Genomic DNA, 17,872 nt, shown 5'->3' on the forward strand with positions numbered 1-17,872 from the left:
CGTATTGGGGGTCGAAGTGATCGAGCTGGAAAACGTCGCCTACAGCTATGGCGGGGGGGAATTGCTGAGTGATGTCTCGCTCAAGCTGCAGGCCGGGTCATTTCATTTCTTGACCGGCCCGTCGGGAGCGGGCAAGACCACGCTTCTGAAGCTGTGTTACGGGGCCCTGATGCCCACGGCTGGCGAGGTCCGGCTGTTCGACACGGATGTGCGCGCGATGGAGCGGGACGACATCGCCTATGCACGGCGGCGGATCGGGGTGGTGCATCAGGATTGTCAGTTTCTTGATCACATGAGTGTTGCCGACAATATCTCCTTACCGATGATGGTGTCCGGGCGTGACCTGCTCAACGAGTCCGCGAACCTCAAGGAACTGATCGGCTGGGTGGGTCTCAAGGCGCGGGCCGACGCCCTGCCGCCGGAGTTGTCGGGCGGGGAGCGTCAGCGGGCGGCGCTGGCGCGGTCCATCATCATGTCGCCGGACGCGGTGCTGGCAGACGAACCCACGGGCAACGTCGACTGGGAGATGTCGCAGCGTCTGCTGCGCCTGCTGATCGAGTTGAATCGGATGGGCAAGACGATCATGGTCGCCACCCATGACCTCGCCCTGATCCGGGCCGCGAAAACCCATGTCCAGGCACGGGTGCTGCGGATATCGAACCGGCGGCTGCAACTGGCGGGGGCGGACCTGTGAAGCTGAATTTCAACCGCGTGACCGAATTTGTCATGGGCGACGCGCAGGCCGACCGCGTGGTGCCGCCCACAGGATTCACGGCCTCGCTGACGGTGTTCAGCGCGGGCGCGATGTCGTTTCTGGCGGTGTTCGCGCTGGCCTTGTCGATGGCGACGGGACGGCTGGCCGATCGCTGGGGATCGGAACTGGCGCGGTCCTCGACTATTCGGATTTCCGCGCCCGAAGGGCAAATGGCGGCGCAGACCGCGGCCACGCTGAAGATCCTTCAGACGACCAAGGGCGTCGCCTCGGCCCGGGCGCTGGACCCCGACGAACAGCGCGCCTTGCTGGAGCCGTGGTTCGGCCCCGACCTGCCGGTGGATACCCTGCCGATCCCGCAGTTGATCGAGGTCGTTGAGGAGGGCGAGGGGTTCGATGCAGGCGGGCTGCGCCTGCGGCTGTCGGCCGAGGTCCCGGGGGCGATCCTTGATGACCATACCCGGTGGCGGCGACCGTTGGTCAGTGCCGCGACGCGCCTGCGCATGCTGGGGTATATATCCATCCTGCTGATCGGGGCGGCGACGGCGGCGATGATCACGCTGGCGGCCAATGCCGCGCTGGCGGCGAACACGCAGGTGATCGGCGTGCTGCGCCTTGTGGGGGCGCGGGACAGCTATATCGCGCAGGCTTTCGTGCGGCGGTTCACGCTGCGCGCCCTGACCGGAGGCGCCGTGGGCACCGTGGTGGCCGGGCTGGCGGTGTTCCTGTTGCCTGCCGCGCAGGAAGAGGGTGGGTTCCTGACAGGCTTGGGCTTTCACGGTTGGCAGTGGCTCTGGCTGCTGGTGATCCCGCCGCTGGCCGCTGCGGTCGCCTTTGCGGCGACACAGGCTGCTGCCCGCAAGACGTTGAAGGAAACGCCATGAGATATGCTATCCAATGGGTCCGCTCTGCGGTGTTCGTGGGCCAGATCTATTTCATGATGCTGCCCATCGGGATCGTGTTCCTACCTTGGGCTCTGCTGTCCTCGAAAGGGGCCAACAAGGCCTGCAAAACGTGGTGCACGTGGGTTCGCTGGAGCGCCCGCTGGATGGTGAATGTCCGGACCGAAGTGCGTGGCACGCCGCCTCAGCATGAATGTCTGATCGTCGCCAAGCATCAGTCATTCCTTGATATTATCCTGATTTTCGGTAGCGTTCCGGCCGGCAAGTTCATCATGAAGCGCGAGTTGATGTACGCACCCATCATCGGGCAATATGCCCTGAAACTGGGCTGTGTGCCGGTCGACCGGGGCAAGCGCAGCCAGGCGATCAAGAAGATGATCGCGGATGTCGGACGGGGGCGCCTGCGGCCCGGACAGTTGATCATTTACCCGCAAGGCACGCGCATCGCGCCGGGGGTCAAGGCGCCCTACAAGGTGGGGTCGTCGATCCTCTATGAAGAGATGGCACAGGAGTGCATTCCGGTGGCGACGAATGTGGGCCTGGTCTGGCCGCGCAAGGGTGTCATGCGGCATCCCGGGACCGGGGTGGTGGAGTTCCTGCCGGCGATCGAGGCGGGGTTGCCGAAGGAAGAGTTCATGGCGCGGCTGGAAGACACGGTGGAGAGCAATTCCAACCGCCTGATGCGCGAAGCGGGGTTTGAGCCGGATGGAGTTCATTAACGATATCAAGGCGCTGGAAGCGCTTTACGGTGCGCCCGCCGCGGCCAGTACGCGCAAGGTTGTGCAACGGCTGACGCCGCTTTACCGCAAGTGGATCATGGCGTCGCATTATTGCGTGCTGAGTACGGTGGGGCCGGACGGCACCGATGGCAGCCCGCGCGGGGATGATGGCCCGGTGGTGCTGGAGCTGGACGAGACGACCCTGGCGATGCCAGATTGGCGTGGAAACAACCGACTGGATTCGTTGCGGAATATCGTGTCGGACGGGCGTGTGTCATGCATGTTCATGGTGCCGGGATCGAACACGGTGGTGCGGGTGAACGGCACCGCGAAACTGACTGCCGACGAGGGGGTGCGCGCCCGGTTCGAGCAGCAGGGCAAGCATCCGGCGACGGTGATCGTGATTTCGGTTTCCGAGATCTATGCCCAATGTGCACGTGCCACGATCCGCGCCGGGCTGTGGGATCACGACGACAGCGCAGGGTTGCCGAAGATGGGTGAATTGCTGGCCGAGGCCTCGGGCGGAGACGAGGGCGGCGCGGAGTATGACGCCGCCTGGAGCGCCCGGGCGGCGAAGACGATGTGGTAGGCGTTGCAGGGTTGGTTAACGCGATTTGGCACATCGGTATCGCGTCGGTATTTCAGTAGCATCGCGTCGGTGGAAATATCGCGTCGGTGAAAATGTCGCTGGGCGGGAAGGGTTAAATCCAACTGCTGTCCGCCATTGAGTATTCACACTCACTGCGGCGAATGATGGCTTTGAGCCCTTAGTGCTGTCGCTGATCTTGTGCCGCGCGGTGTCAAGGCCGCAGGCCACCGCGCGATCGCCAGACCGCCCGGACGGGCTGGCGATTGGCTGACGTTGGCGTTTCGAACTGAAGTCTCGCGGATATGTCGGCCATAAAGCGCCTCGAACATCCGGCAGAACGCCAGCCCGCGGTCTGGCAATCGCACGGATTGCTACACGAACGGCAGAAAATTCCGCAAAGCGAAGGTTCAAGGCAAAATCCCCGCGCGGAATCCAGGTGCAGCTTGCTGCACCGCCGCGCATCGCCGGGCCGCCCCACCGGCGCGGCGATTTGGTGAAGCTGGGTACGCCGCTCAGAGGTATTGCGGCGTTGGCGGGCATAAAGTGCTTTAGAACCATCGTCGCATCGCTGCGCCGCGGCCCGTCGCGCCGGAGGCGCGCATTTTAAGTGACGCGCCTCTGGCGCGATGCGCGGCAACAGCGAACCATCGTAAACTTCATCCGCAGACCAGTCATCCGACGCAGTTCTCTCTGGCGCGTACGCGGTCCGACGCGTGGGTGTTCACCCACTCTACGAGATGCCGGACAGGGCTTGTAATTGGACGGGCGGGGCGGACCCCGCCCGCATTGAGCATCACGAGTGGATCGGCCCGTCGCCGCAGGCCAGGGCCGCTTCGCGCACCGCTTCGGAATAGGTCGGGTGGGCGTGGCAGGTCAGGGCCACGTCCTCGGCTGCGGCGCCGAATTCCATGGCGACGCAGATCTCGTGGATGAGATCGCCCGCCATCGGGCCGATGATATGCGCGCCCAAAATGCGGTCGGTTTCCTTGTCGGCGAGGATCTTGACGAAGCCGTCGGCGGCGAAGTTGGCCTTGGCCCGGCCATTGCCCATGAAGGAGAACTTGCCGGCCTTGTAGGCGCGGCCTTCTTCCTTGAGCTGCTCCTCGGTCTTGCCGACGGCGGCGACCTCGGGATGGGTATAGATCACGCTGGGGATGACGCCGTAATTGACGTGGCCGTGCTGGCCCGCAATGACGGATGCGGCGGCCATGCCCTCGTCCTCGGCCTTGTGGGCCAGCATCGGGCCCGAGATACAGTCGCCGATGGCGTAGACGCCCTTGACGTTGGTCTGCCAGTGGTCGTCGGTCTTGATCTGGCCGCGCTCGGTCATTTCGACGCCGAGGTCATCGAGCCCCAGCCCGTCGGTGAACGGTTTGCGCCCCGTGGAGACCAGCACCACGTCGGCATCGAGCGTTTCCTCGCTGTCGTCCTTGCGCAGCTTGTAGGTGACCTTGGCCTTGGTCTTCATCGCCTCGACTCCCTGCACGGCGGCGCCCATGATGAAGTTCAGGCCCTGTTTCTTGAGCAGCTTGTGGAAATTCTTCTGCACCTCGCCATCCATGCCGGGGGTGACATGGTCGAGATATTCCACGACCGTCACCTCGGAGCCCAAGCGGGAATAGACCGAACCAAGCTCCAGCCCGATGACGCCGGCGCCGATGACGACCAGTTTCTTGGGCACCTTGGGCAGTTCCAGCGCGCCGGTGGAGGAGACCACGGTTTTCTCGTCGATCTCGACACCGGGAAGGGTGCTGACCTCGGACCCGGTGGCGATGATGATGTTCTTGGCCTCGTGCGTGTCGTCGCCGACCTTGACCTTGCCTGCCTCGGGGATAGAGCCCCAGCCCTTCAGCCAGTCGATCTTGTTCTTCTTGAACAGGAACTCGATGCCCTTGGTGTTCTGGCCGATCGTGTCGTCCTTGTAGGACAGCATCTGTTTCCAGTCGACCGAGGGGCTTTTGCCCTTGAGGCCCATGGCGGCGAAATTGTGCTCCGCCTCGTGCAGCATGTGGCTGGCGTGCAGGAGTGCCTTTGAGGGGATGCAGCCCACATTCAGGCAGGTGCCGCCCAGGGTTTCGCGGCCCTCGACACAGGCGGTTTTCAGGCCAAGCTGGGCGCAGCGGATCGCGGCGACATAGCCGCCGGGGCCGGAGCCGATTACGATCACGTCATAGGATGCCATTTTCTATTCTCCTTCGAGTGTCGGGCGTGTTGATCCCGAACCTATGCTTTTTGTGGTGCGGTGTCACGACGCGGGCGGGGCGCAGTCCGGCACGGTTTTCAGGATTTCGTGCAGAAGGTCCGTCCACGCGGCGTCGGGGTTGTTTTCCATGAAGCCTATGGCGGGGACGAAGGCGTTCTGGAAACCGGGGTGGAAGGTTTCGCCATCCGACCACCAGGGCGTGATGGTGCCGCTGACCAGGGTGAAGTCGATGGATTTGCCCGGCAGGTCGACGCGCGTGATCTGGAAACAGCCGTCGCCTTCGCCCTCGGGGGCGCGATCGGTGAAACTGTTGGTCTTGTGGTGGTAGTCGCGGTGCATGACGAAAAACGTGCCTTCCTCGATCACGAACTCGGCGGCGGCCGGTGTGGCGGCAAGCGCAACGGTGATGGCGAGAGGACGGATCATAGCAGGGCGGCCAGGTACATGAGGGCGGTCGCGGCGAAACCCACCAGCCAGACCAGCGACCGCCAGGGGCGCAAGCCAAGGTAATAAGCCGGGATATAGGCGATGCGGGCAATGAGGTAAGCCCAGGCGCAGGTTGTGGTGACCCAGGTGGACTGGCCCGAGACGGCGATGACCACGCAGGCGATGGTGAACAGGATCAGCCCTTCGAAATGGTTGTCCATCGCGCGGCCCAGCCGGGCGGTGCGGTCGGACATCTGGCGCGAGGGTTCGCGGTCGCGCGCCGAGGTGGTGTAGCCCGGCCCGAGCTCCATGTTGGCGGGCACGGCGTAGAGGGCGAATTGCACCACTTGGAGCAGAGCGGCGAGGGTGAGAACGGTGAGTTCTGGTGTCATGCGGCTTGAATCGCCTCTGCTATGGCCTGGGCCTTGGCGTCAAAAGTGCCGGTGCGGGCCGAGGGGTGGGGCGCGCGGATGTGCGGCACGTTGAAATGTTTCAGAACGCGAGCGGAATCGTGCCCGAGGGCAATGGGGCGGCGGCCGAGGCGTTCGTGCTGGCCGATGGCCTCCCAGCTGGCGCGGGCATGGGCCGGCGGGATTGTGGAGGAGCGCTGCGGCGTGAGCAGGTGAAAGACCGGGGTGATGTAGATGTCGGCGCGGGTGAGGTTCAGCAGCGCCAGCACCTTGTCGATGACACGGTTGAAAGGGTTGGTGGAGAGGTAGCCTTGGCGGCTGAGTTCCGCGCCGTGGCGGCGGACGGAGGGTGCGTCGAGCCAGTCCTTGGACACCAGCATGGGGCCGGTCAGGCTGCCGGAGGTCATCTGGATGGGCGAGACGTAGTCGCCGTCGAAACCTTCCTCGGCCAGCGTCGGATAGCCGGGCAGGCGGAAGGCGCGGCGTGCGGCGACGGCGCGGGCGTATCCTGCGGCGTTGGTCATCGGTGGGACGCGTCCCGGGCTTGACCCGGGATCTCGTTCTGGGCGAGAGGCCCCGGCTCGGAGGCCGGGGCGGTTGATGCGCGCCTCATGCCGTCTCCAGCATGTGCGCGGCGGCGGGGCCGTGGCCGAGGCCGGTTTCCTTGTCGACCCAGGCCTTGGCGCGGGCCATGTCGTTGACGTCGAAAAGAACCCAATGGGTGCCCGTGCCCTCGCGCCACATCTGAAGCTGGGTGAGACCGGCATTGGCCCGGTCCTCGGCGTGGGAATCGTGGGCGCCTTGGTCGAAGCTGTCGTAGCGGAGAAGGAGTTGGGTGGTCATGGGGTGGTCTCCGAAAAGTTCGCTTTCATTTCTTAGAAACAACTTCTCTGTCGTAAAAAAGTTTACCGTGGTCCCTTACAGACGGCCAAACCCATTCGTCTTCATCAGGGTATGCAAGCTGTAAATCAACTTTCGGGAAGTTTCCTACCCTATGCCGAACCTCTTCGCGCCAAGTTTCGGCATTTTCCGCCCATTCTGCCAAGACTTCACCATCGTCAGGGTCAAGTAAGATCGCGATGTCTAAGTCGCTGGCGGTTGTTCCTGTACCCATTGCACGCGATCCAAAAACCCAAGCTTTTGAAATGGATGGAACCCCGCGCGCCCACAGGGCAAGCGCGGAGAGCCATCTATTGTCAACTAAAACTGTCACAAATCCATCAACAACCTTCTCGGATCCTCCAGCGCGTCCTTCACGCGGACGAGGAAGGTCACGGCGCCCTTGCCGTCGACGATGCGGTGGTCGTAGCTGAGGGCGAGGTACATCATGGGGCGGGCCTTGATTTCGCCGTTCACCACCATCGGGCGCTGCTGGATCTTGTGCATGCCCAGGATACCCGATTGCGGCGGGTTGAGGATGGGCGAGGACATCAGCGAACCGTAGACGCCGCCGTTCGAGATGGTGAAGGTGCCGCCCTGCATTTCGGCCATGGAGAGCTTGCCGTCGCGGGCGCGGGCGCCCTTCTCGGCGATGGCCTTTTCGATATCGGCAAAGCCGAGCGCGTCGGCGTCGCGGATCACGGGGACCACGAGGCCGGTGGGCGTGCCGGTAGCAATGCCCATGTGCACGAAGTTCTTGTAGACGATGTCGGTGCCGTCGATTTCGGCGTTGACCTCGGGCACTTCTTTCAGCGCATGGCAGCAGGCCTTGGTGAAGAAGGACATGAAGCCGAGTTTCACGCCGTGCTTCTTTGCGAACTCGTCCTTGTACTCGTTCCTAAGCGCCATCACCTCGGTCATGTCCACCTCGTTATAGGTGGTGAGCATGGCGGCGGTGTTCTGGCTGTCCTTGAGGCGGCGCGCGATGGTCTGGCGCAGGCGGGTCATCTTGACCCGTTCCTCGCGGCTGGCATCTTCGGCCGACACCGGTGCGCGGGGCGCCTGTGCGGGGGCCGACGCGGCGGCGGGCGCGGCGCTGCTGGCGGCGGCTGCGGCGCGGGCCACGTCCTCTTTCATCACGCGGCCATCGCGGCCAGAGCCTTGCACCTGATCGCTGCTGAGGCCCTTTTCGGCCATCGCCTTTTTCGCCGAGGGCGCATCCTCGACATCGCGGCCCGGAGGCGGGGTGGTGTACTGGCCGCCATTGGCGGTGGCGGCTTCGTCACCTTTGGCCTCGACCGCGTTGCCATCGGGACGTTCGGCGGGTTCCACGGTGCCATCGGCGCTGCCGGACAGGACCGCGAGTTTGCCGCCCGCTTGTACCGTCTCGCCCTCGTTGGCGAGAATCTCGGTCAGCGTGCCGGCGGCGGGCGAGGGGACCTCGACCGAGACCTTGTCGGTTTCCAGCTCGCAGAGCATTTCGTCCTGGCTGACGGTATCGCCGGCTTTCTTGAACCAGGTCGAGACGGTCGCCTCGGACACGGATTCGCCCAGCGTGGGCACCATCACGTCGATGTTGCCGCCGCCGCCCGAGTCGCCGCCGGACTTGGCGGGCGCGGGATCGGGCTTTTTCTCTTCCGACTTCTCGGCCTTCTTGGGCGCGCTGTCAGAGCCGCTGTCGCCTTCGGACAGGGTGGCCAGCAGGGCGTCGACGCCCACGGTCTCGCCCTCTTGCGCGACGATCTCGGCCAGGGTGCCGGCGGCGGGCGAGGGCACCTCGACGGTGACCTTGTCGGTTTCCAGCTCGCACAGCATCTCGTCGGCCTCGACTTTGTCGCCGGCTTTCTTGAACCAGGTGGCGACGGTGGCTTCGGTCACGGATTCGCCCAGCGTGGGCACGCGTACTTCGGTGGTCATTACGTCTTATCCTTCGATCGTCAGCGCGGCATCGACCAGCGCTTCTTGTTGGGCTTTGTGTTGGCTTGCGAGGCCTGTTGCGGGCGAGGCGGAGGCGGAGCGCCCGGCATAGACCGGACGGGTGTGCTTGGCCTTGATGCGTTGCAGCACCCATTCGATGTTGGGCTCGATGAAGCTCCAGGCGCCCTGGTTCTTGGGCTCTTCCTGGCACCAGACCATCTCGGCCTTCTTGAAGCGTTCAAGCTCCTTGACCATCGAGATGGCGGGGAACGGGTAGAACTGCTCGATGCGCAGGATATAGACATCGTCGAGCCCGCGCTTGTCGCGTTCTTCCAGCAGGTCGAAATACACCTTGCCCGAGCACATGACGACGCGCTTGATCTTGTCGTCGGATTTCAGCTTGGTGTCCGAATTGCCGTATTGGGCATCGTCCCAAAGCACGCGGTGGAAGCTGCTGCCGGTGGTGAATTCCTCGGCCTTGGAGACGCACATCTTGTGGCGCAGAAGCGATTTCGGCGTCATCAGGATGAGCGGCTTGCGGTAGGTGCGGTGCAGCTGCCGGCGCAGGATGTGGAAATAGTTCGCCGGGGTCGAGCAGTTGGCGACGATCCAGTTGTCCTGTCCGCACATTTGCAGGAAGCGTTCGAGGCGCGCGGATGAGTGTTCCGGGCCTTGGCCTTCGTAGCCGTGGGGCAAGAGGCAGACGAGGCCGGACATGCGCAGCCATTTCGATTCACCCGAAGAGATGAACTGGTCGAACATGATCTGCGCGCCGTTGGCAAAGTCGCCGAACTGCGCCTCCCACAGGGTCAGGGCGTTGGGTTCCGACAGGGTGTAGCCATACTCGAAGCCCAGTACGGCGTATTCCGAGAGCATCGAGTCGATGACCTCGTACTGTGCCTGGCCTTCGCGGATGTGGTTGAGCGGGTAGTAGCGCTCCTCCGAATCCTGGTCGATCAGGCCGGAGTGCCGCTGGCTGAACGTGCCGCGGGTGCTGTCCTGCCCGGCGAGCCGCACGCGGTAGCCTTCGGTCAGGAGCGAGCCGAACGCGATCGCCTCGGCGGTGGCCCAGTCGAAGCCCTCGCCGGTTTCGAACATCTTGGCCTTGGTTTCCAGGAGCCGCGATACGGTCTTGTGCAGCGGTGTGCCCTCGGGCGGGGTGGTCAGCGCGCGACCGATCTCGGCCATGGTCTTTTTCTTGATGGCGGTTTCGCCGCGCTGGTAATCCTCGTCCTTGCTGTCGAGGTGAGACCACTTGCCGTCCAGCCAGTCGGCCTTGTTCGGACGGTATTCCTTGCCGGCCTCGAACTCGTCGGCGAGGTAGGACTGGAACGCGGCCTTCATGTCGTCGATCTCGCCCTCGGGGATGAGGCCGTCCTTGACCAGCCGCTCGGTGTAGAGCGAGAGCGTGGTCTTCTGGGACTTGATTTTCTTGTACATGATCGGGTTGGTGAACATCGGCTCGTCGCCTTCGTTGTGACCGAAGCGGCGGTAGCAGATGATGTCGATCACCACGTCCTTGCGGAACTTCTGGCGGAACTCGGTGGCGACCTTGGCGGCGTGCACGACCGCCTCGGGGTCGTCACCGTTCACGTGGAAGATCGGCGCCTCGACCATCAGGGCGATATCCGTGGGATAGGGCGAGGAGCGCGAGAAGTGCGGCGCGGTGGTGAAGCCGATCTGGTTGTTGACCACAAGGTGCATGGTGCCGCCAGTCTTGTGGCCCTTCAGCCCCGACAGGCCGAAGCATTCGGCCACGACGCCCTGGCCCGCAAAGGCCGCGTCGCCATGCAACAGAAGCGGCATGACGGCGGTGCGTTCCTTGTCGCCCAGCTGGTCCTGCTTGGCGCGGGATTTGCCCAGCACGACGGGGTTCACAGCCTCGAGGTGCGAGGGGTTCGCGGTGAGGCTGAGGTGCACGGTGTTGCCGTCGAACTCGCGGTCCGAGGAGGCGCCGAGGTGGTATTTCACGTCGCCCGAGCCGTCCACGTCCTCGGGTTTGAACGACCCGCCCTGGAATTCGTTGAAGATGGCGCGATAGGGTTTGCCCATGACGTTGGCGAGGACCGACAGGCGGCCCCGGTGGGGCATGCCGATGACGATGTCCTTCACACCCAGCTGTCCGCCGCGCTTGATGATCTGCTCCATCGCGGGAATCACCGCCTCGCCGCCATCAAGGCCGAACCGCTTGGTGCCCATGTATTTCACGTGCAGGTATTTCTCGAAGCCTTCGGCCTCTACCAGCTTGTTCAGGATCGCCTTGCGGCCCTCGCGGGTAAAGCGGATTTCCTTGTCGTAGCCCTCGATGCGTTCCTTGAGCCAGGCGCTTTGCTCGGGGTCGGAGATGTGCATGTATTGCAGGGCGAAGGTGCCGCAATAGGTGCGTTTGACGATCTCGAGGATCTCGCGGATCGATGCGACCTGAAGGCCCAGCACGTTGTCGATGAAAATCGGCCGGTCCATGTCGGACTCGGTGAACCCGTAGGATTTCGGGTCAAGCTCGGGGCGGTCGGGCGTCTCGCGCAGGCCCAGCGGATCAAGATCTGCGGCGAGGTGGCCGCGGATACGGTAGGCGCGGATCAGCATCAGGGCGCGAACGGAATCGAGCACGGCCCGCTTGACGGCATCGTCCGAGACCTCGACGCCTTTCTCTGCGGCCTTCGACTTGATCTTGTCGCCGGCTTGTCGCGCCTCGACCTCGGTCGGGTATTCGCCGGTCAGGGCGCTGGTCAGGTCATCGGCGGGCTGCGGCGGCCAGTCGCCCCGCGCCCAGCTTGGCCCGGCGGCCTCTTTCTTGACGTCCGTATCACCATCGCCCAGCTCGCGGAAGAAGGCCTGCCATGCCTCGTCGACCGCATTGGGGTCGTTGGCATATCGCGCGTAAAGCTGTTCGAGATATTCCGCGTTGTGCCCCTGCATGAAGCTGGAGGCGTGGAACTGGTCGTTGGGGGATTGGTCGGTCATGGGTATGTACCTCGGGTTGCTAGGGCGGCGCGGTGTCAGGCGGCAGGTGGCGCGCCGTACTCATTGGCGTCGGGTTCCGATGGTCGCGTGAGCCACCAGATGAAGATGATCGCAATGACGAGACCGACAATGCCGAGTATCGCGCCAAGGATGGCCCCGCCCACAGAGGGCGCCTCGAGCGGCATTCCGGTTTGGGGATCAAGCTCGTACCTGCCGAATCCGAAGATCCGCACCAACAGGTTGTAGATCGACGGGATCAGAAAGTACCAGCCGGGGCGGCCGGTGTCGTGCATCCGGCGGAAGCCCACCGCCAGAAGCGGCAGGAACATTCCCAAGGCGTAGATCAGTGGTAACAGGGGAAAGAGAGAGACAACCAGCGCCCCGATGATGTAGGCGAGCATAAACCACCAGAATTCCGAGCGTGACGCCCGGCCCGAGAAGTCCATGTACTTCTCGGTGAGGCAAGTCTTCACGCTGGTCTGGAAGTCCATCAGCTTTCTCCTGTCACTGTTACGCGGTCACTTCCCGATGGCTTCCAGCACGGCTTCGCCCAGTCCTGCGGGGGATTCGGCGACGGTGATGCCGGCGGATTTCATCGCTTCGATCTTGTCGTCGGCGCCGCCTTTGCCGCCGGCGACGATGGCGCCGGCGTGGCCCATGCGGCGGCCCGGAGGCGCGGTGCGGCCTGCGATGAAGCCGGCGCAGGGTTTGGAGCGGCCCTTCTTGGCCTCGTCCTTCAGGAACTGCGCCGCGTCTTCCTCGGCGCTGCCGCCGATTTCGCCGATCATGATGATGCTTTCGGTCTCGTCATCCGCGAGGAACCATTCCAGCACGTCGATATGCTCGGTGCCCTTGATGGGGTCGCCGCCGATGCCCACACAGGTCGACTGGCCCAGGCCCACATCGGAGGTCTGCTTGACCGCCTCGTAGGTGAGCGTGCCGGAGCGCGAGACCACGCCGACCGATCCGCGCTTGTGGATGTGGCCGGGCATGATGCCGATCTTGCAGGCGTCGGGCGTGATGATGCCGGGGCAGTTGGGGCCGATCAGGGTCGAGCTGCTGCCCTCGAGCGCGCGCTTGACGCGCATCATGTCCAGAACCGGGATGCCTTCGGTGATGCAGACGATCAGCGGGATCTCGGCGTCGATGGCTTCGAGGATCGAGTCGGCGGCGAAGGGCGGCGGCACGTAGATGACGGAGGCGTTGGCGCCGGTCTCGTGCATGGCCTCATGGACCGAGTTGAACACGGGCAGGTCCAGATGCGTCTGGCCGCCCTTGCCGGGGGTCACGCCGCCGACCATCTGGGTGCCGTAGGCAATCGCCTGCTCGGTATGGAACGTGCCTTGGCTGCCGGTCAGGCCTTGGCAGATGACTTTGGTGTTTTCGTCGATGAGGACGGCCATGATGAAGGCTCCTTACTTGAGTATTTTGTAGCCAGGCGACGGGCGCCCGGCGCTGCGGCGGCCTACATGACCACCATGAGTTGCGAGGTTCCATTTTCGATGCAGACGGGATCCTGACCGGCGATGCCTGCAGAAACCCACAGCACGTCCTCGCCTAGGACGGTCCAGAAGCCCGAGCAGGCCTCGTTCTGACCTTCCTGGCTGTCGATCTGGACGTTGCGGCCCTGCATGTCGCCGGGCATTGTCAGCCCGTCGGGGAAGAGTGTTTGCGTAAGCGCTCGCGCGGTCTGCAGCGCCTCGGACAGGCCGATCTGGTCGCTAGAGATGGCGCAGAACCGTTCCAGCGGCGTGGTCCGTAGCAAGATGGTCACGTCCGCGTCGCCCGGCGCGCTGTACCAGTGCAGGATTTCGGTTTCGCTCACCTGTTCGGGCTGATGCGAGAAGCCCGCCTCCACCAGCGCAGGGCCGATGTCGGAGGGATCGCCATAGTCGGCAACGCACAGCCTGTAGGCCTCGTCAAAGCGGTCTTGCGTGGTTTGCGCGAGAGCCGGGGCGCCAAAGCAGGCCAGCGCAAGCCCAAACGCGCCGGCCCGGACCTGACGCGGTCCTATTGCCGGGCGGCGACCAATCCGGGACTCCGCTCGTGACGACGCCCGGGACTCCTCCCGTTCGGACCTTAGACGCTCCCCCGGAGCGTCTGCCGACTTTTTCGGACCGCTTTCTGCCCAGGGCTCCGCCCGTGATTGGGCAAAAAGGTCCCCCGGACCTTTTTCGAGACGCCCAATCACCCCTTCACAGCCTTCACGATCTTCTGGGCGCCGTCCTTGAGGTCGTCGGCGGCGATCACGTCAACATCGGAGGTGTTGATGATCTCCTTGCCCTTCTCGACATTGGTGCCCTCGAGCCGGACCACGAGGGGGACCTGCAGCCCGACCTCTTTCACGGCCGCGACCACGCCCTCGGCGATCACGTCGCAGCGCATGATGCCGCCGAAGATGTTCACCAGGATGCCCTTTACCTGCGGGTCGGAGGTGATGATCTTGAACGCCTCGGTCACCTTGTCCTTGGTGGCCCCGCCGCCCACGTCGAGGAAGTTCGCCGGCTCGGCGCCGTAAAGCTTGATGATGTCCATCGTCGCCATGGCCAGCCCCGCGCCGTTGACCATGCAGCCGATCTCGCCATCCAGCGCGATGTAGTTGAGGTCGTACTTGGACGCCTCCAGCTCCTTGGGGTCTTCCTCGGTCGTGTCGCGCAGCTCGGCGATGTCGGAGTGGCGGTAGACCGCGTTGGAGTCAAAGCCCATCTTGGCGTCGAGGCACTTCAGCTCGTTGCTTTCGGTGAGAATGAGCGGGTTGATCTCGAGCATCTCCATGTCCTTTTCCAGGAACATGTTGTAAAGCGTGCCCATCAGCTTGACGCATTGCTTCACCGCCGCGCCCTCGAGCTCGAGCATGAAGGCGATGCGGCGGCCATGAAACGGCTGGTAGCCGGTGGCGGGATCGACGCTCAGGCTGAGGATCTTCTCGGGCGTTTTCTCGGCCACTTCCTCGATGTCCATGCCGCCCTCGGTGGAGGCGACGAAGCTGACGCGGGAGGTCACCCGGTCCACCAGAAGCGCCAGGTAGAATTCCTTGGCGATGGCCGCGCCTTCCTCGATATAGATGCGGCCCACCTGCTTGCCGGCGTCGCCGGTCTGCTTGGTCACCAGCGTGCGGCCCAGCATCTTCTTGGCCTCCTCGGCGGCCTCGGAGACCGACTTGGTGATGCGCACGCCGCCCGCGTCGCCGGCGCCTGCCTCCTTGAAGGTGCCCTTGCCGCGGCCGCCCGCATGGATCTGCGCCTTGACCACCCAGACGGGGCCGTCAAGCTCCCCCGCCGCCGTCTTCGCCTCTTCCGCGCGCAAAACGACACGCCCGTCCGATACAGGCGCCCCGTAAGAGCGCAGCAAGGCCTTCGCCTGGTATTCATGGATGTTCATGCGGATGTCCCATCTTTCTGTGCGTTTGCATCTGGTATAGCCATAGGATGAAGCGGGACTTAACCCCTTTTGTGCCCTGCTCCGCGATTTACAGCGAATTTCCGCTATTTGTGATCACACGATTTTAAGCTGTGATCACAAATAAGCGCGTTGATATGCATCACGAATCGCGCCGGGATCAGTTCAGGAAGAGCGCGAAGCTACCGGCGTTGCCGCCGGTCAGGCGCTGGAACGCCTGCCAGCTTTGCGCCGTGATCCGGGGGCCGCGGGCGGTGTAGGGCGTGGCGCCGATGCCGTGGATCCAGGCGATCGGATCGATCGGCGCGGGGTCGTCGACATAGGCCGTGACGTCGATGCCATGGCCCGAGGGCAGCAGCGGGTGCGGGATGAGAAGGCGGCCCTGAAGAACGGCTTCGGCATCGGCGAGGATTGCCTGCCAGCCTGCCGCTACGCGCGGCGGGATCTCGACCCCCAGCGCGGAGGTCTGGGTGGCGTTGGGGATCCATTCGAGGTCGTCGTCGGTTTCCTGCGCGAGACGGTCCCAGAACCTGCGGTTATGGGCGATCATCGCCAGCCAGTCGGCATGGGCGGCACGGATGAGGTCGGCATCGGGTTGTTGTTCGAGCGCGGACAGGATCACGTAGAGCGCGTCGATCGAGGCCATCTGGCTGCGGGCCATGCGTTGGATCTGGCCGTCGTCTTTTGTGTCGAGTTTGGCTTTAGCCGAGCGGATCTCGTTCCGGATCAGGGCGCGGGCCTGGTTTGCCTCGCGTTGCTGCGGCCGGAGGGTGGCCATCTCGTCACTAAGCTCTTGTATCCGGGTCTCGATACGGGCGATTTCCGCGTCGTCTGTGGCCTCGGTACGTTGCCGGAACAGACCGTTCTGCTCGTCTGAGAGCGGGGCCATCTGCGCGGCGATGGCATCTACGCGTTTTTGAATTTGCTGCTGCTCGGCCTCGAGCGCCTCGATCTCGGCGGCCAGCGCCTCCGGGTCGTAGTGGTTCGGGATCTCGGGCGCGTCGGCGAGCGCGTCACGGGCGGCGCCGAGGTCGCGCAGGATCGGGGCGGGATCGAAAGCGAGGAAGAGGTTGCCGAAGCCCGAGAGCATGTGGGTGTAGGCGGTCAGCCAGGCATGATCGGCCTCGTCGAAGCGGATGATGAGCGGCGCGGCGTCTTCGCTGGCGCGCTCGAACGCGCGCAGGGCCTGCCGGTCGAGGACAACGGGGCCGAGGATCTGGGCGGCGTCCTCGCCCCGGTCGCGGGCGCCGTTGCCGTTCACGTCGAACCAGATGTCGGTGAGGGTCAGGGTGAAGGGAGTGATGCCTGACCCTTCGGCCGTGGCGAGGGTGGCGCGGGCGGTCTGCATGTCGGTGACGAACTGCACCATGATTTTGCTGAACGTTTCCGGGCCGGAGGGTTGTGGCGTGGGGTTGGGAACGAGCGCCCAGCCGAAGCGCAGGACGGGCAGCATTCGGTTGTCCTGCCAGAGTCCGTAGTCGTAGCGCGACTGCAGGGTCTGTTCGACGCCGCGCAGGGTTTGCAGCATCCCCAGCTCGAAGCCGTTGGCGACGGCATCCTGCGACAGGTGATCGATGCGGGCCTGCAGCCCGTCCTGTGCAAGGGTCGGTGCGGTCTGGGCCGTGGCGGTGGTGCCGCAGAGGGCGAGGCAGACAGACAGAGCGAAACGGAAATTCATGGTAGCAATCCTGCAAAAGAAAACGCGCGGGCCTGTGTGGTCCGCGCGTTCAGAGTACAGGCTTTGGGCCGGGGTTCAACCGAGCGAGTTGTCGATGCCCTTGCACGCTTCGACGAGGCCTTTCACGGCCTTGACGGAGGTGTCGAACATCTCCTGCTCGTTCTTGTTGAGCTTGATGTTGACGATCCGCTCGATGCCGCCCGCGCCGATTACGGTGGGCACGCCAACATACATGCCCTTCAGACCGAATTCGCCGTCGCAATGGGCGGCGCAGGGCAGGACGCGCTTCTGATCCTTGAGGTAGGCTTCGGCCATCTCGATGGCCGAGGTGGCGGGCGCGTAGAAGGCCGAGCCGGTTTTCAGCAGGCCGACGATCTCGGCGCCGCCGTCGCGGGTGCGCTGGACGATCGCGTCGAGTTTTTCCTGCGTGGTCCAGCCCATGTCGACAAGGTCGGGCAGCGGGATGCCGGCGACGGTAGAGTAGCGCACGCAGGGCACCATGGTGTCACCGTGGCCGCCCAGCACGAAGGCGCTGACGTCCTTCATCGAGACATTGAATTCCAGGCTGAGGAAGTGGCGGAAACGGGCGCTGTCCAGCACGCCGGCCATGCCGCAGACTTTCTCGGCGGGCAGGCCGGAGAATTTCTGCAGGGCCCAGACCATCGCGTCGAGCGGGTTGGTGATACAGATGACGAAGGCGTTCGGGGCGTTGGCGGCGATGCCTTCGCCCACGGATTTCATGACCTTGAGGTTGATGCCCAGAAGGTCGTCACGGCTCATGCCCGGCTTGCGCGGGACACCGGCGGTGACGATGCAGACGTCGGCGCCGGCAATGTCGGCGTAGTCCTGCGTGCCCTTGAGGGCAGCGTCAAAGCCTTCGGCCGGGCCGGATTCGGCGATGTCGAGCGCCTTGCCCTCGGGGGTGCCTTCGGCGATGTCGAAGAGGACGACGTCGCCCAGTTCCTTGATGGCGGCGAGGTGGGCGAGCGTGCCGCCGATTTGTCCGGCGCCGATGAGGGCAATCTTGGGTCTGGCCATGGAAATTGATCTCCGGTGGGTTTGTTTTCGCGCTAC

Annotated in this window: 18 protein-coding genes; 4 read left to right on the forward strand and 14 right to left on the reverse strand. The window is 64.2% G+C overall.

Going from position 1 to position 17,872, the window contains the following annotated elements:
* The first annotated feature begins 16 nt into the window (after positions 1-16).
* Genes FIU86_RS01390 through FIU86_RS01405 form a run of 4 tightly spaced genes read left to right on the forward strand, consistent with a single transcriptional unit; the run spans position 17 to position 2,922 of the window.
* Positions 17-694 (forward strand): cell division ATP-binding protein FtsE, encoded by a 678-nt coding sequence (locus FIU86_RS01390; RefSeq protein ID WP_152476856.1) that lies wholly within the window; start codon positions 17-19, stop codon positions 692-694.
* 32 nt (positions 695-726) lie between these two features.
* On the forward strand, positions 727-1,596 hold the full coding sequence (locus tag FIU86_RS01395; protein ID WP_152476858.1) for an ABC transporter permease: 870 nt from the start codon (positions 727-729) through the stop codon (positions 1,594-1,596).
* Positions 1,593-2,333: a 1-acyl-sn-glycerol-3-phosphate acyltransferase gene (locus FIU86_RS01400; RefSeq protein WP_152473446.1), complete on the forward strand. Its 741-nt coding sequence runs from the start codon at positions 1,593-1,595 to the stop codon at positions 2,331-2,333. Before FIU86_RS01395 ends, FIU86_RS01400 begins: the two co-directional genes overlap by 4 nt.
* The gene (locus tag FIU86_RS01405; protein WP_152473447.1) at positions 2,320-2,922 is read left to right on the forward strand and encodes a pyridoxamine 5'-phosphate oxidase family protein; all 603 of its coding nucleotides are present in this window, start codon (positions 2,320-2,322) and stop codon (positions 2,920-2,922) included. Before FIU86_RS01400 ends, FIU86_RS01405 begins: the two co-directional genes overlap by 14 nt.
* A gap of 793 nt (positions 2,923-3,715) precedes the next feature.
* On the opposite strand, the gene lpdA is transcribed toward FIU86_RS01405, so the two are convergent.
* The 14 genes from lpdA to mdh all read right to left on the reverse strand — a co-directional run bounded on the left by lpdA (position 3,716) and on the right by mdh (position 17,836).
* Entirely contained in the window at positions 3,716-5,104 is a 1,389-nt protein-coding gene (gene lpdA, locus FIU86_RS01410; protein WP_152473448.1) for a dihydrolipoyl dehydrogenase, read from the reverse strand.
* A 63-nt stretch (positions 5,105-5,167) separates the two neighbouring features.
* Positions 5,168-5,551, reverse strand: a complete 384-nt coding sequence (locus FIU86_RS01415; protein ID WP_152473449.1) for a hypothetical protein — start codon at positions 5,549-5,551, stop codon at positions 5,168-5,170.
* Complete coding sequence (locus tag FIU86_RS01420) at positions 5,548-5,943, reverse strand: MAPEG family protein (RefSeq protein WP_152473450.1); 396 nt, start codon at positions 5,941-5,943, stop codon at positions 5,548-5,550. The genes FIU86_RS01415 and FIU86_RS01420 overlap by 4 nt, the downstream gene beginning before the upstream one ends.
* Complete coding sequence (locus FIU86_RS01425) at positions 5,940-6,485, reverse strand: hypothetical protein (RefSeq protein ID WP_152473451.1); 546 nt, start codon at positions 6,483-6,485, stop codon at positions 5,940-5,942. Before FIU86_RS01425 ends, FIU86_RS01420 begins: the two co-directional genes overlap by 4 nt.
* Before the next feature lie 85 nt (positions 6,486-6,570).
* On the reverse strand, positions 6,571-6,804 hold the full coding sequence (locus tag FIU86_RS01430; RefSeq protein ID WP_152473452.1) for a hypothetical protein: 234 nt from the start codon (positions 6,802-6,804) through the stop codon (positions 6,571-6,573).
* Positions 6,805-6,829: 25 nt separating this feature from the next.
* A complete protein-coding gene (locus FIU86_RS01435) occupies positions 6,830-7,174 on the reverse strand; it encodes a nucleotidyltransferase domain-containing protein (RefSeq protein ID WP_302848756.1) in 345 nt (114 codons plus the stop codon).
* On the reverse strand, positions 7,171-8,757 hold the full coding sequence (gene odhB / locus FIU86_RS01440) for a 2-oxoglutarate dehydrogenase complex dihydrolipoyllysine-residue succinyltransferase (protein ID WP_152473454.1): 1,587 nt from the start codon (positions 8,755-8,757) through the stop codon (positions 7,171-7,173). The genes FIU86_RS01435 and odhB overlap by 4 nt, the downstream gene beginning before the upstream one ends.
* Before the next feature lie 6 nt (positions 8,758-8,763).
* A complete protein-coding gene (locus FIU86_RS01445) occupies positions 8,764-11,721 on the reverse strand; it encodes a 2-oxoglutarate dehydrogenase E1 component (RefSeq protein ID WP_152473455.1) in 2,958 nt (985 codons plus the stop codon).
* A gap of 35 nt (positions 11,722-11,756) precedes the next feature.
* Positions 11,757-12,212: a DUF805 domain-containing protein gene (locus tag FIU86_RS01450; protein WP_152473456.1), complete on the reverse strand. Its 456-nt coding sequence runs from the start codon at positions 12,210-12,212 to the stop codon at positions 11,757-11,759.
* Positions 12,213-12,239: 27 nt separating this feature from the next.
* On the reverse strand, positions 12,240-13,124 hold the full coding sequence (sucD, locus tag FIU86_RS01455; protein WP_152473457.1) for a succinate--CoA ligase subunit alpha: 885 nt from the start codon (positions 13,122-13,124) through the stop codon (positions 12,240-12,242).
* A gap of 62 nt (positions 13,125-13,186) precedes the next feature.
* Positions 13,187-13,912, reverse strand: coding sequence for a hypothetical protein (locus FIU86_RS22475; RefSeq protein WP_172977394.1), 726 nt, complete (start codon positions 13,910-13,912; stop codon positions 13,187-13,189).
* Positions 13,909-15,102, reverse strand: a complete 1,194-nt coding sequence (gene sucC / locus FIU86_RS01465; RefSeq protein ID WP_152473459.1) for an ADP-forming succinate--CoA ligase subunit beta — start codon at positions 15,100-15,102, stop codon at positions 13,909-13,911. The genes FIU86_RS22475 and sucC overlap by 4 nt, the downstream gene beginning before the upstream one ends.
* A 178-nt stretch (positions 15,103-15,280) precedes the next feature.
* Positions 15,281-16,798, reverse strand: coding sequence for a hypothetical protein (locus FIU86_RS01470; protein WP_152473460.1), 1,518 nt, complete (start codon positions 16,796-16,798; stop codon positions 15,281-15,283).
* Positions 16,799-16,873: 75 nt separating this feature from the next.
* Complete coding sequence (gene mdh, locus FIU86_RS01475; RefSeq protein WP_152473461.1) at positions 16,874-17,836, reverse strand: malate dehydrogenase; 963 nt, start codon at positions 17,834-17,836, stop codon at positions 16,874-16,876.
* Between the last annotated feature and the right edge of the window lie 36 nt (positions 17,837-17,872).

Source organism: Roseovarius sp. THAF9 (genome assembly GCF_009363715.1).
In the GTDB taxonomy this organism is placed as follows: Bacteria; Pseudomonadota; Alphaproteobacteria; order Rhodobacterales; family Rhodobacteraceae; genus Roseovarius.